This is a genomic window from Litchfieldia salsa, assembly GCF_900104555.1.
Lineage (GTDB): Bacteria > Bacillota > Bacilli > Bacillales > Bacillaceae_L > Litchfieldia > Litchfieldia salsa.
In genome coordinates, this window is record NZ_FNJU01000006.1 from 60,073 (window position 1) to 73,725 (window position 13,653).

Consider the following 13,653-nt stretch of genomic DNA (forward strand, 5'->3'; position numbering starts at 1 on the left):
AATGAAAAAGCCAGAGCTTTTAGTTACTCCTACTAATGTAGCAGATATAGAAAAACTTGCTTCTGCAGGGGCAGATGCTTTTGTAATTGGTGAACAACAATTTGGATTACGTTTAGCTGGTGAGTTTTCGAGGGATGACGTAAAAAAAGCTGTTGAAATTTCTCATCAGCTAAATAAGAAGGTATATGTAGCAGTTAACGCACTATTCCATAATGAAAAAGTAGATAGTCTATATGATTATCTCCCATTCTTAAATTCAGTTAAAGTAGATGGAGTGATTTTCGGTGATCCTGCTGTTTTAATGGCTGCTCGTGATGTAGCACCAGAACTTAAATTACACTGGAATACTGAAATGACTGCGACAAACTGGTATACATGTAATTACTGGGGAACAAAAGGCGCAAAGCGAGCAGTCCTAGCACGTGAATTAAATATGGATGCCATTGTGGAAATAAAAGAAAATGCTAAGGTTGAGGTTGAAGTACAGGTTCATGGTATGACTAACATGTTCCAATCAAAACGCTCACTGATTGGAAATTACTTTGAGTACCAAGACAAAGTTATGGAAATTGAAAACCGTAAGCTTGAGAAAAATATGATTTTATTTGATAAAGAACGTGACAATAAATATCCCATTTTTGAAGATGAGAATGGCACACATATTATGAGTCCAAATGACATTTGTATCATCGACGAACTTGAAGACATGATTGATGCAGGAATAGATAGTTTTAAAATTGATGGTGTATTAAAAACATCTGAATATATCATTGAAGTGACGAAAAGATACCGTAAAGCCATTGATTTATGTGTCGATAACCGTGATGAATACGAAGATGTAAAAGATCAATTACTAGAGGAACTAGAGCAATTACAACCAGTAAATAGACCGTTAGATACAGGGTTTTTCTTTAAAGAAACTGTTTATTAAAGGTTAATACCTAGATAACAATTTATAAGAAGCCTAATAAAAGGAGGAACCTTTCATGGCAACAGTAATAAATGATAAAATATCACAAATCATAGATGGAAAGCGTGTCATTGTGAAAAAACCTGAATTACTAGCACCAGCAGGTAGCTTGGAAAAACTGAAAATTGCTGTACATTATGGTGCAGATGCAGTTTTTATCGGTGGAAAGGAATTTGGATTACGCTCAAATGCTGACAACTTTTCACATGAAGAAATGGCTGAAGGCGTAGAATTCGCAAATAAGTATGGAGCGAAAATTTATGTAACAACTAATATTTTTGCTCATAATGAAAATATGGAAGGTTTAGAAGACTATTTAATAGGGCTTCAAAAGGCTGGGGTTACTGGAATTATTGTTGCGGACCCTCTAATTATTGAAACCTGTCGAAAAGTTGCTCCAAAGCTTGAAGTTCACTTAAGTACACAGCAGTCTCTATCTAACTGGAAGGCTGTCCAGTTTTGGAAAGAAGAAGGACTTGAGAGAGTTGTGCTGGCTCGTGAAACAAGTGCAGAAGAAGTACGCCTAATGAAAGAAAAAGTAGATATAGAAATTGAAGCTTTCATTCATGGAGCAATGTGTATTGCTTATTCTGGTCGCTGTACTTTAAGTAATCATATGACTGCTCGTGATTCAAACCGTGGGGGCTGTTGTCAATCATGTAGATGGGACTATGATTTATATCAGGTAGGAGAATCAGATGAAGTTGCATTATTTGAAGAGGGTGATGAAGCTTTTGCGATGAGTCCTAAGGATTTAAAATTAGTTGAATCCATTCCCAAAATGATTGAACTAGGTGTGGATAGCTTAAAGATTGAAGGACGAATGAAATCAATTCACTATATTGCAACAGTTGTTAGTGTTTATCGTAAGGTAATTGATGCTTATTGCGCTGACCCTGAGAATTTCGAAATAAAGAGAGAGTGGCTTGAAGAACTTGATAAATGTGCAAATAGAGATACAGCGACTGCATTCTTTGAAGGGGTACCAGGGTTTAAAGAGCAAATGTTTGGAAATCATAGCAAAAAGACGACTTATGAATTTGTCGGTCTCGTGCTAGACTATAATGAAGAAACAGGTATGGTTACTCTACAACAGAGAAATCACTTTAAGCCAGGGGATGAAGTCGAATTTTTTGGCCCGGAAATAGAAAACTTTAGAGTTGTGATTGATAAGGTTTGGGATGAAGATGGAAATGAACTTGATGCAGCACGCCATCCTCTACAAATTGTCAAATTTATTGTAGACAAGCCAGTATTCCCGAATAACATGATGCGAAAGGGGAACTGAGTAAACATGGGGAAAAAGCCCATTGTGATAGGAATCGCAGGTGGATCTGGGTCTGGTAAGACAAGTGTGACAAAAGCGATCTATGAACATTTTAGAGGACAATCCATTTTAATGATTGAACAAGATTTTTACTACAAAGATCAAAGTCACCTTGCTTTTGAGGATCGTCTAAATACGAATTACGATCACCCATTAGCTTTTGATAATGATTTATTAATTGACCATATCAATCAACTATTAAATTATAACCCAATAGAAAAACCAGTGTACGATTACAAGTATCATACTAGATCAAATGATGTGATCATAGTTGAACCAAAGGATGTTATCATTTTAGAGGGGATTTTAGTACTTGAAGATGAGCGCCTCCGTCAATTGATGGATATTAAGCTGTTCGTTGATACTGACGCAGATTTGCGTATACTACGAAGAATGTTAAGGGATATTAATGACCGAGGAAGAACGATCGAATCAGTGATTGAACAATATGTATCAGTCGTTCGACCAATGCATAACCAATTCATTGAACCAACAAAAAGATATGCTGACCTTATTATTCCAGAAGGTGGGCAAAATCATATTGCAATCGACTTAATGGTCACAAAAATTCAAACAATTCTTGAACAAAATTCCATTTTGTAATAACATATCATAGATAGTTACATTTTTGACAATCAAATGGAGGCTGTCCCAAATACAAATGGATCAGTATTATGGGACATCCTCTTCTTATAAAAGAGACAATCGTTAACATTGTTAGACGCTTGTTCTCTTTCTTTTATAATAGATGTCAAAAAAAGTGTAATAATAAATGGATACATAGATAAAACAATCTTACAGGGGTTGTAATACACAAAAGGAGTGACGGGATCATGGCAATCGAAAAAGTATTCCCAATGACTGAGGCCGGTAAACAGAAACTTGAAAATGAACTAGAACAACTAAAATCAGTGAAACGTAAAGAGGTTGTTGAACGTATTAAAATAGCAAGAAGTTTTGGGGATCTATCAGAGAACTCTGAGTATGATTCAGCAAAAGAAGAACAGGCATTTGTAGAAGGACGTATCACAACTCTTGAAAATATGATTCGTAATGCAAAGATTATTGAAGAAACAAATGATAACTCTAATGTTGTAGCCCTAGGGAAAACGGTAACATTTGTTGAATTACCAGGTGGCGAAGAAGAAACATATACAATCGTTGGTAGTGCAGAAGCAGATCCATTTGAAGGAAAAATCTCAAACGACTCACCAATCGCAAAAAGTCTTATCGGTAAGCAAGTAGATGATAAAGTAACTGTTCAAACACCAGGCGGAGAAATGTTCGTCAAAATTGTTTCAATTAGTTAATTTAGACATATAAAGTATTCAGCCTGCGGCTTTAAAAGCAACAATTTATATGAAAACACCTATAATAAAAATAAATATTAGTGTTTTAAATTAGACCACCTCGTCGAAAATGAAAATGAGGTGGTTTTTTTATGAATAACAAAATCAAGAAAAGAGGATTCAGTGTTCTCATTCTCTTTATGTTGATGATTGCAGGATTGGTAATCAGATTAATTGATATCCAACTAATCAACACAGAATCCTTTTCATCAAATGATGTAAATTTAATCAAATCGAGTGTATCGCAACGAACACAAGAAATTGTGATTGATCAAGGTAGAGGACGTTTCATTGATCGTCATTCAAATGCATTAACACATGAATATTACCCAAGTCTCGTTTTATTCCCTTTTCTAAAAAATATTGATTGGCCAGTTGAACAAGTTGCTGAAATTATAGATATTCCTTCTTATCAGATTACATCCAGTTTGAAAGAAGCAAAAGAACCAGTAGTCTTTGGGGATGAAAAGCCACTATCACTGACTGAAACCCAAATGAATAAAATTAATGAACTAGAAATTCCAGGGGTATTTGCGGTTTATCGCCAATATGCTTTAGATGGTGAAATTGCGCAACACTTACTTGGGATTATTAGAGAAAATGAGAAGCTTCTTTCAAAGCGCTATCCTGAGAAGACGTATTTATCTTCAAGAACAAAAGTAGGGATTACCGGTTTGCAAGCTGCGTTTGATGAATTTCTCCTACCAGAGGGTGAAGCAAAGCTTTTATACCACGTGGCAGGAGATGGAAACCCATTATTCGGTATTGATGTAAAATATACTGCACCAGCTAATCCATTTTACCCTGTAGCTATTAAAACAACCATTGATAGGGAAATGCAAGAGCTTGCTGAGGATCTAGTGATTAAACATGGAATAAAAAAAGGTGGAGTGGTCCTTTTGGATATAAAATCGTCAGATATATTAGCGATGGTAAGTGCGCCAACTATTAATCCATCCGATCCTTTTGGTGATGGTAGTGCAGATAATCAAATGTTATTACCTCATTTTCCAGGTTCTGTGTTCAAAACTGTTACAGCTGCAGCAGTTATTGAGAATAATATTGATGTTTCTGAAAGGACGTTTAATTGTGATCTTGATTTATATGGTGAGCCTAACCCCGTTTATGAATTAGGAGAGTTAAACTTCACTGAGAGTTTTGCAAAAAGTTGTAATTACACTTTTACGAAGCTAGCAGAGGAAATGATAGAGAAAAATCCAGATGTGATTGAGGAGTTTTCAAACAAACTAGGTATTATTAATCCTGTTGGATGGCATGGCGATGTTTTTCGGTTGAATGATTTTAAGCAAATGTCTGGAGAATATGAAGGTACTATCTGGGGGGATGAAAAAGACAAATCATCTTCTAAGGCGATTGCCCAGATTTCGGTCGGTCAAAAGGATGTTCGAATCACACCACTAGCTATTGCTAATATGATGGCAACTATTGCAAGAGGCGGAGAAAAGAAGCAAACACGTGCAGTTTCAGATGTCTTATATAAAAATGGGTCCACACTTTTCTCTTTCCCAGAACAAAAGGTGAAAGATGAAGACACTATTTCTCCTTATACTGCGATGAAGCTTCAAGAGCTATTAGCAGAAGTAGTAGAGTCTGGAACAGGTATGAAATTTAAGTCGTTACCATACAAAGTAGCGGGAAAATCTGGAACAGCCGAATTAGGCAAAAAGAATAATGAAGAAGCACTTGTTAATAAATGGTTTGCAGGCTATTTTCCAATGGAAGATCCAAAATATGCAATGGTTGTGGTAGAGCTTGGGCAGGTGAGCAGTAAGTCACCTACAAATGAAGTCTACTTTGATATGGTAAATGGTATATATAAGATTGATCTTTCAAGAAATGAAGCTCTGAAAGAAAGTTAAAATAAAAAATATTCATCAAATGCGAAACTGATGATAAAATAGAGTATAGTAAATAGCACAAGGGGGACTATACTTTGGGGTATGACTTAGAAAAACTAGTTGAAGGACCGCGGTCTGAAAAATTATCAAAAAGAAGAAGGATCAATCGAATCCTTAACATATTAATTGGAATCGTTTTTGTTTTAATTCTTTTCTTTGGTTGGAAGTTCCTATTATCGAGTAATAACCAAGAAAGTGTTTCTGGGCAAGTTGAAGAAACCCAAGATAGCACAAACACAACTGAACCGCCTGTAGAGGAAGATACAGCTTTAGGATCTGATGATAGCGAGACTGAAGAAGAGCCAGTAGAAGAAGTGGTGGAAGCGCCTGAGGGTGAGTCGACAGAGCATGAAGAAGTGACTGATGGAGATCCTGAATCCAATATCATTAGATCTATCAAGAATAAAGCATGGAAACCAGTTGGTACAAATCAAACTGGACCACATACGATTGTATATGATAAAGGCACACCTGATCGGCTTGAAATGGAACAGGCAATAAGCTATGCATTAGGTTATGAGAACTCTTCCGATTTAACTGTTTGGGAGCTAGCTCGTGATGCTGAAAATCGTGTTGCTGCTACTATCTCAACAAAGGATAACTCGCGTGTTTATCGTGTATATATCGAATGGGTAAACGAAAAAGGTTGGATGCCTCTAAAAATTGATGAATTAAGGAAAAATGACAGTAAATATTATACTGGGTCTTCAACAAATGAATCTAGTACAGAAGAAGATTCAGAGGAATAAAGAAAAAGCGCAAGTATTTTGCGCTTTCAGAATGTAGACAAAGTATAATTTGTAAAACCCAGGCTGATTGAAAACGCTTGAAGTCGAGGCGCGAACCCTTGGGAGGAGCGGAGTTACCATGAGGGTAATGAGCACCGATCGAGGGTTCGCAACGAAGAATGCGAGCGTTTGTCAACAGCCTGAAAGCGCATGTATTTTGCGCTTTTCCAACTATTTCGCTTTAAAATGAACGACAGCACTATAAAACCTTCTACCATCTTCATCAACATTCATTTGATGTGCAACATGATGTACCGTTAACATAATTGCCTTGTTATGTTCGATTTGCTCGTTTATTTTCTTTTCGAGTGTTTTAATATCAAGTGCTTCAAAAAATTCTATTTTGTCCTGGATAAAATCAAGTTTAAATTCCACTTATATTCACTTCCTCTTGTTAGATCATGAACATAGTATAAAATAACAAGATTGGGACGTCTATAGCTAGCAATCAGGAATTAGGAACTCAAGGGATAGAAGGACAGGATTTAATGTTTAAAGATTAATTAAATAAGGTAAATAATAATAAGAGGATTTATATTTACTAATTTAGAATTCACGTTTTCAGTCGTAAAGTGAAAATAAAGGATAAAATTCATTATAGTTAAAGGGTGATTAGCATGAAAATAGGAATCATAGGAGCAATGGAAGAAGAAGTAGAAATTTTAAGAGAACTGCTTGAAAATAGAGAATCAATTAAGATAGCAGGCTGTGAATTTTCTACAGGTATTATTAATGGACAAGAAATCGTCTTATTAAAATCAGGGATAGGAAAAGTAAATGCTGCATTATCTACAAGTATTTTATTACAACAGTTTAAACCAGCATATATAATTAATACAGGTTCAGCAGGTGGTTATCTGGAATCATTAAATGTTGGTGATGTAGTCATTTCATCTGAGGTTCGTCACCATGATGTTGATGTGACAGCTTTCGGTTATGAGTATGGACAAGTTCCAGGATCACCCCCAGCATTTGAAGCAGATGCAAACCTTGTGAAAATCGCCGAGAAAGCTGCTGAACAAATAAACGACATACAAATAACAACAGGTCTAATCGCGACAGGTGATTCCTTTATGAATGATCCAGTACGTGTTGAATATGTACGTAACCAATTTAAGGACTTATATGCTGTAGAGATGGAGGCAGCTGCCATTGCACAAGTGTGTCACGCATTTCGAATACCGTTTGTTGTGATTCGCTCGCTTTCTGATATAGCAGGTAAAGAATCAGACGTTTCGTTTGAACAATTCTTGAAAACTGCGGCACGTCATTCTTCTGAATTAGTCTTAAAAATGATCTCACAAGTTAAAAATACGCTCCAATAATGAAGTCAAAAAAAAGCTGCCTATACACACTTAAGGCAGCTTTTTTTGGTTTTATTTACATTCATCAATAAGAAATCCCATGTGATATGATAGAAAGAGAGATTTTGATATTGTATGTAAGGTGAGTGATAACGTTGGATCTAGAGAAGGTTAAAGTTATACAACATAAAATTACTGACTATAAAAGGTATTCCTTTATTTTAATCGCTGTTAGTGTGTTTTTATATATTGGTGTTTTAATACCAAATGAGGGTAAAACGAATCTCCAGATGATTGCATTAATGGGGACTACTGTTCTATTTTTAATTACCTCTTTCTGCTTATTCAGAACAGTTATAAAGTATAAGAGAGAATTAAGCGAGATTGATCAATAAATGATATCTCTTCCCAACTATCGGGAAGAGATTTTTTTATAAGCAAATTTTAACAATTGGGGTTTACAAGTGATAAGTTGTTGGATATAATTACCTTTGTAGGAAATAATATCATTAAAGGAGGTCGAAGAAAATGATGACAATTGGATTAAACCCATCTTTAACAACAGCTTCAACAATTTCATATGAGCATAGCTATTCGACCGAATTGGTGATGAATGACGTAATTTAATGCACAATTAAAATACACATACAGCCACAGGTAGAGTAGACTCTCTGTGGCTTTTTTATGCCTAAATTAGCATTAAGCTTTAAAAGCTGCAGGGAGAGAACGATATCCTGTGGCTTTTTTGTGTGCTTTTTTAAGGAGGTGAGAAGTAATGGTCTTAAATCTATTCTTTTTTCAAATCTCAATTAAAAAAAGAGATATATCTATTGAAGAATATGAGCACGAGGAACAAGTCATAAAGATGTATGAACAAATGAAAGAACGTCAGTATTCAATGTGGAATAACTACTAAGATGTTCCTATCCACAATTTAAAAGGAAGGAAGAATTCTACATGACATTTAACTTATTTTTTTTAACGATATCAGTGTCTAAACGTAATGAATCAATTGAAGAAATCGAACATTATGAACGGGTTAATAAAATGATTGATTCAATGAAAGATCGTCAGTTTTTAACATACCGTTCATAAATAAAATAGTATTAGGATATTAAAAAAAGAAAGGTGGAATGGAAAATGATTATAAGAAAAAGAATCTTAACGAATTGGTTGCTGGTGGAGAAAGATTCCACCTAATAGAGATTTTAAGGAGGAATGCTGATGTTAACATTGCATGTTTTATTAATTACTGTTTTATTTAGAAGAAAGTGAATAACTTCTTTCACAAAGTCGACAAACTACTGTAACAGTAAGTTCATTTATAGTTTCATTTTACAACGTGATTAGATGGTAAAGTTAAGTAAAGACATCTAATACATTGTAGAGGAGTGTTATTCAATGTTTTCAGTAGCTATGGGACTTATTATCACAACGACAATCGTTTTAATAATTGGCACTGAGGTAAGTGTTGAAAACTAAATCTTGCACATAAAAAAATAACTGCACATGAATCTTTGGATTTCATGTTGCAGTTATTTTTTAGTTTAATAACAAGTAACCAATTGAAAAGAATCCAATACTTCCGAAGATTGTTATTGAAATGTAACTAAGCATCTTTCTGTATTGTTTTTTCTGGAAAAGTTCAATCGCCTCCATACTAAAGGTAGAGAATGTTGTAAATGCACCTAAGAAGCCAATAACAAGTAACTGATGAACAGGAGGTATTATTTTCGAGTCGAATGATAGGGCAAGCACAGCTCCTAAAGTAAAAGATCCAATCAGATTAACAATAACCATTGCTACTGGAATGGGAGGATTAGTAAAGCGTTTCATCAAAATGAAACCAAGTAGATACCGAAGAACGGCCCCAATTGCACCTCCTATTGCAACATAGATCATCATTCTTCACCACTTTCTAGTTGTTTATTGTTTTTAATAACGAGCTGTTGACCGAGGGAAAAACCAAGGAAGGCAAAGAATAGTCCTCCAAATAATGTAATGAACAGATATGAAATCACTGCTAGGAAAGAGATGGAGAAAAGCTGAAAGATGTCAGCAGAAAAAGTTGACATTGTCGTAAATCCACCACAAAATCCCACCCCAAGAGTAAGCTTGACCCAATCCTTGGTATGAATCTTTTGGAAGATGCCTGTTAACATCCCAAGGAATAAACTACCGAGAATATTTACAATCATTGTTGAAACAGGAAATTGTGCAAGTGGGAGCAGGTTTATTTGCATGAGGTATCTAGCTACACTTCCAGCTGCACCTCCTATAGCAATTCCTAAAATATGATATATCTTCAAAAAAACACACCTTCAATCTTTAGCTAATAATTGAAATATATCATAATAATGGATTAAAAAAACATAAAAAAGGTTAATCACTACAATGGCTGAAACCAGAAATGTAGTGATTAACCTTTTACATTAATTTACTAATAAACATTGTTGCTATTCCGAAATAGATAAGAAGTGATAAAATATCATTAAGTGTGGTGATTAGTGGCCCTGATGCAACAGCAGGATCGATATCAAACTTGTAAAGAGTTAATGGAATGATCGTTCCAGCCATTGTCCCTATAATTAAGGTGATGAATAAAGAACTCCCAACTACAATTCCCAATGTAGGATCCTGACGCCAAATGAGTGCAATAAAGAAGATTAGGATGGCACAGGTTATACCAATAATCAAACTAACCTTAAATTCTCGCCAAATAAGTTTTATAACTACTTGTTTATCCATGTCTCTACTTATTAGTCCTCTTACAACTACAGCAAGTGACTGTGTCCCTGTATTTCCGGTCATTCCTGCGATCATGGGCATGAAAAAGGCAAGTGCAACAACTTGTGATAAAGTGTCTTCAAAGCTACTTATAATTGTTCCGGAAATTACCCCAATAAATAGGAGCAAAATTAGCCAAGGTAGCCTTCTATAAGCTGCTATGAATGCTGGTGTATCAAAGTCAATCGATTTACCGGAAGCAGATAGCTTTTCAATATCTTCATTTGCTTCACGAATAACAACATCAATGATATCATCGACTGTTACAATTCCAACAAGTACATTATTTTCTTCAACTACCGGGATCGCTAGGAAATCATATCTTTCAATAAAGCGAGCAACATCTTCTTGATCAGTATCAGCCGTGACAGAAACAACACGATTAAACATAATATCTTCAATTTTTTCAGTTTCTTCGGCTAAGATAATCTCGCGATATGAGACAACACCTACAAGTTTTTTTTCATCATCAATGACATACAAATAGTTGATTGTTTCTGAAAACTCCGCAAAACTCTTTAGTTTGTTTACAGTCTCTCGAACTGTGAAATAGTGAGGAATCCATACAAAACGGTTGGTCATTAATCGACCAGCAGTTTCCGGCTCGTAATTCATGATATTTTGAACAATGGTAGATTCCTCTTTTTTCATACCTGATAAAAGCTCTTCAATTTTATCGGGTGAAAGATCTTGTAGAAGAGAAGCTAGGTCATCATTATCCATTAAGTCCATAACTTGGCCCGATTTTTCGATTCCGAGTTTTGTTAAGACTTTTAGTTGTTGTTCATTTTCAAGTTCTTGGATTAATTCAGCAATTTGCTCGGATGATAAAAATAATAAAAAACGAGTATGATGTTTTTCTGGCAGTCCTTCAAAGATACGAGCAATATCATAAGGCTGTAGTTCTGTTAAGAGTTCTTGAAATTCTCTTTTTTTAGATTCTTTTAATAGTTTTATGATGTGGAGAGGTATTTGATCCTCTGGTATTTGTTGGATCATCAATAAAACCTCCTGTCTTTGGTAATTGACCTTAAAAAAAGATATACTGTTATACCCTGGTTATTAAAAATCTAAACTTAGTTTATTTAAGGGTGTTTTCTTTAACAGGTGTGTCAGGCTTTTCTGTTTTAGTTTTAACCATTTGCAAGAGTTTTTCTTTACTTTCACGTGACGTAAGTATATAGAGGATATCTCCATTTCTAATCGTCGTGTCACCTCTAGGGGTAATGAGATTTTCCCCACGTATTATAGCATTTATCAAAACTCGTTTTGGTAGTTTTAAATGAACAATTTTTTTATTTGTAATGAAGTCATCCCCGTTCACTTCATATTCGATTATTTCAGCATTTGCTTTTCCAATTGAGACTAATTCTAAAGTATGTGCCGGAGTCGTCTTTTGAATGCCTGATAATTTTAACCATTTTGCCATGTAGGGAATGGTAGATCCTTGAATTAAGGATGAAGTTAGAACAACGAAAAATACTACATTGAAGAATAATTGGTTATCTTCTAACCCTGCAATCATCGGATATGTTGCTAATACAATTGGAACTGCACCACGCAAACCAGCCCAAGAAAGAAATAGTTTTTCCCTTGTATTAAATCCTAATTTGATAGTAGATATAAAAACAGCTACTGGGCGTGCAACAACAATTAAACTTCCAGCGATAATAAGTCCTTTGATCATGATATCCATTGCAAATAATTGAGCAGGGAAAACTAATAGACCTAGGATCACAAACATTAAAATTTGCATCATCCAAGCAAAGCCCTCATTAAATCTAAAGATTGAATGACGATAAGTAATGTCAGAACTTCCTATTACTAACGCTGCAATATATACAGCAAGTAAGCCGCTAGCGTGTATAAGTGCGGTTGCACTATAGGTTAATAATGCAAATGCCATAGCAAATACAGGATAAAGCCCACTTGAATCCAAGTTTATTTTATTGATTGCAAAAACGGCTAATTTACCAAAAATGATACCAACTGCTAATCCAATCCCCATTTGCCAGAAGAAAGCTAAAATTAGACCTAAGATATTATTATCTTCAACAGAGAGTAATTGAATGAATGTAATGGTTAAGAATACCGCCATTGGGTCGTTTGTTCCTGATTCAACTTCTAGGGTAGATTCTAATCGATTATCAATATTCTGTCCTTTTAATACAGCAAATACAGCCGCAGCATCTGTTGAGCCAACAATTGACCCAAAAAGGAATGCTTCAAACCATGAAATATCAAAGACTAAATAGGCAGCAACAGCAACTAAAGAAGTTGTAATTAAGACGCCAATTGTCGCAAGGGATAGAGAAGGGACCAAAACAGGCTTTACAGCTGTCCATTTTGTTTGCAAACCACCTTCGAACAATATAACAATAAGAGCTATAACCCCTATCAACTGAGCAAGCTTAGGATTATCAAAATGAATCAACCCAAGTCCATCACTGCCAAATAACATTCCGACAGCAATAAATAATACAAGTGCAGGTACACCAACTCTGGTTGAAAATTTGGTGGAAATGACTCCAATAATTAATAGTAATGCGACTAATAAAATAAATGAATCAATATTAAACAAGATACTCCCTCCTTTTTAAAGGTCTACATCAATTTCTGTTTTCATTTTGTTATTTTTGTCTATACCTAAGTATTTTAGTGTTTCAGTTGATGATGAATGGTTAAACATTTTTTGAAGGATTGAGATTGCTACTCCTTTTTTATATGCATGGTAACCAAACGTTTTTCTAAGAGAGTGTGTGCCTATCTTACCTGGTATGTCACAATTTTTTGCAGCTTTATTAATAATTCTGTAGGCTTGCTGTCTGGAGATCGGTTGAGTAGATTTTGGGGTTTTAAATAGATAGTCATCGTACCCAATATTAGAAATGGGTAAATATGAATTTAGCGCTTTTTCTACTTGCTTATTAATATAGGATGGTAAAGGATGTTGTTTTGTGGGCAATTCTAGGAATGGTTTAATGTGACCGTTCTCATCCATTAGGTCCCTTACTTTAAGTGAAAGAAGTTCACTAATTTTAAGACCTGTGTTAATTCCGATGACAAATAATAAATAATCTCGCTTGGATTGTTTCCAAAGCATATTCTTAATTTTTCTTATTTGCTTTAAATCCTTAAGCGCTTCAACATATTCCATAACTGCTCTCCTTTGAATGATGTTACATAACAATATCATAACATATAGTTAA

At 34.9% G+C, this 13,653-nt stretch carries 16 protein-coding genes; 10 read left to right on the forward strand and 6 right to left on the reverse strand.

Annotation, left to right across the window (positions count from 1 at the left end; all coding sequences use genetic code 11):
* Window position 1: 1 nt before the first annotated feature.
* From BLQ56_RS13045 to BLQ56_RS13070, 6 genes are all read left to right on the forward strand, one after another.
* Window positions 2–931: a peptidase U32 family protein gene (locus BLQ56_RS13045; RefSeq protein ID WP_090854924.1), complete on the forward strand. Its 930-nt coding sequence runs from the start codon at window positions 2–4 to the stop codon at window positions 929–931.
* Window positions 932–986: 55 nt separating this feature from the next.
* Window positions 987–2,258, forward strand: a complete 1,272-nt coding sequence (locus tag BLQ56_RS13050) for a peptidase U32 family protein (RefSeq protein ID WP_090854927.1) — start codon at window positions 987–989, stop codon at window positions 2,256–2,258.
* A 6-nt stretch (window positions 2,259–2,264) separates the two neighbouring features.
* On the forward strand, window positions 2,265–2,900 hold the full coding sequence (gene udk / locus BLQ56_RS13055) for a uridine kinase (protein WP_090854930.1): 636 nt from the start codon (window positions 2,265–2,267) through the stop codon (window positions 2,898–2,900).
* A gap of 230 nt (window positions 2,901–3,130) precedes the next feature.
* Window positions 3,131–3,607 (forward strand): transcription elongation factor GreA, encoded by a 477-nt coding sequence (gene greA, locus BLQ56_RS13060; RefSeq protein WP_090854932.1) that lies wholly within the window; start codon window positions 3,131–3,133, stop codon window positions 3,605–3,607.
* A 131-nt stretch (window positions 3,608–3,738) separates the two neighbouring features.
* Window positions 3,739–5,526, forward strand: coding sequence for a peptidoglycan D,D-transpeptidase FtsI family protein (locus tag BLQ56_RS13065; RefSeq protein ID WP_175490293.1), 1,788 nt, complete (start codon window positions 3,739–3,741; stop codon window positions 5,524–5,526).
* 74 nt (window positions 5,527–5,600) lie between these two features.
* Window positions 5,601–6,314 (forward strand): YrrS family protein, encoded by a 714-nt coding sequence (locus BLQ56_RS13070; RefSeq protein WP_090854935.1) that lies wholly within the window; start codon window positions 5,601–5,603, stop codon window positions 6,312–6,314.
* A 210-nt stretch (window positions 6,315–6,524) separates the two neighbouring features.
* Here the strand turns inward: BLQ56_RS13070 and BLQ56_RS13075 are convergent, their stop codons facing one another.
* Window positions 6,525–6,728 (reverse strand): YrzA family protein, encoded by a 204-nt coding sequence (locus BLQ56_RS13075; protein WP_090854938.1) that lies wholly within the window; start codon window positions 6,726–6,728, stop codon window positions 6,525–6,527.
* A gap of 242 nt (window positions 6,729–6,970) precedes the next feature.
* Here BLQ56_RS13075 and mtnN point away from each other — a divergent pair, with 242 nt between their 5' ends.
* The 4 genes from mtnN (at window position 6,971) to BLQ56_RS13095 (ending at window position 8,752) form a co-directional block, all read left to right on the forward strand.
* Window positions 6,971–7,678 (forward strand): 5'-methylthioadenosine/S-adenosylhomocysteine nucleosidase, encoded by a 708-nt coding sequence (gene mtnN, locus BLQ56_RS13080; RefSeq protein ID WP_090854940.1) that lies wholly within the window; start codon window positions 6,971–6,973, stop codon window positions 7,676–7,678.
* Between the two features lie 134 nt (window positions 7,679–7,812).
* Entirely contained in the window at window positions 7,813–8,052 is a 240-nt protein-coding gene (locus BLQ56_RS13085; protein WP_175490294.1) for a YrhC family protein, read from the forward strand.
* Between the two features lie 380 nt (window positions 8,053–8,432).
* Window positions 8,433–8,573, forward strand: a complete 141-nt coding sequence (locus BLQ56_RS13090) for a YrzI family small protein (RefSeq protein WP_090854946.1) — start codon at window positions 8,433–8,435, stop codon at window positions 8,571–8,573.
* Window positions 8,574–8,614: 41 nt separating this feature from the next.
* Window positions 8,615–8,752, forward strand: a complete 138-nt coding sequence (locus tag BLQ56_RS13095) for a YrzI family small protein (RefSeq protein ID WP_090854949.1) — start codon at window positions 8,615–8,617, stop codon at window positions 8,750–8,752.
* Window positions 8,753–9,199: 447 nt separating this feature from the next.
* On the opposite strand, the gene crcB is transcribed toward BLQ56_RS13095, so the two are convergent.
* The 5 genes from crcB to BLQ56_RS13120 all read right to left on the reverse strand — a co-directional run bounded on the left by crcB (window position 9,200) and on the right by BLQ56_RS13120 (window position 13,601).
* Window positions 9,200–9,562, reverse strand: a complete 363-nt coding sequence (crcB, locus tag BLQ56_RS13100) for a fluoride efflux transporter CrcB (protein ID WP_090854951.1) — start codon at window positions 9,560–9,562, stop codon at window positions 9,200–9,202.
* Complete coding sequence (locus BLQ56_RS13105) at window positions 9,559–9,966, reverse strand: fluoride efflux transporter FluC (RefSeq protein WP_238457261.1); 408 nt, start codon at window positions 9,964–9,966, stop codon at window positions 9,559–9,561. Before BLQ56_RS13105 ends, crcB begins: the two co-directional genes overlap by 4 nt.
* Before the next feature lie 118 nt (window positions 9,967–10,084).
* Window positions 10,085–11,443 (reverse strand): magnesium transporter, encoded by a 1,359-nt coding sequence (mgtE, locus tag BLQ56_RS13110; protein ID WP_090854954.1) that lies wholly within the window; start codon window positions 11,441–11,443, stop codon window positions 10,085–10,087.
* An 82-nt stretch (window positions 11,444–11,525) separates the two neighbouring features.
* Complete coding sequence (locus tag BLQ56_RS13115; RefSeq protein ID WP_090854956.1) at window positions 11,526–13,028, reverse strand: potassium/proton antiporter; 1,503 nt, start codon at window positions 13,026–13,028, stop codon at window positions 11,526–11,528.
* Between the two features lie 12 nt (window positions 13,029–13,040).
* A complete protein-coding gene (locus tag BLQ56_RS13120) occupies window positions 13,041–13,601 on the reverse strand; it encodes a tyrosine-type recombinase/integrase (RefSeq protein WP_090854959.1) in 561 nt (186 codons plus the stop codon).
* Window positions 13,602–13,653: the final 52 nt, after the last annotated feature.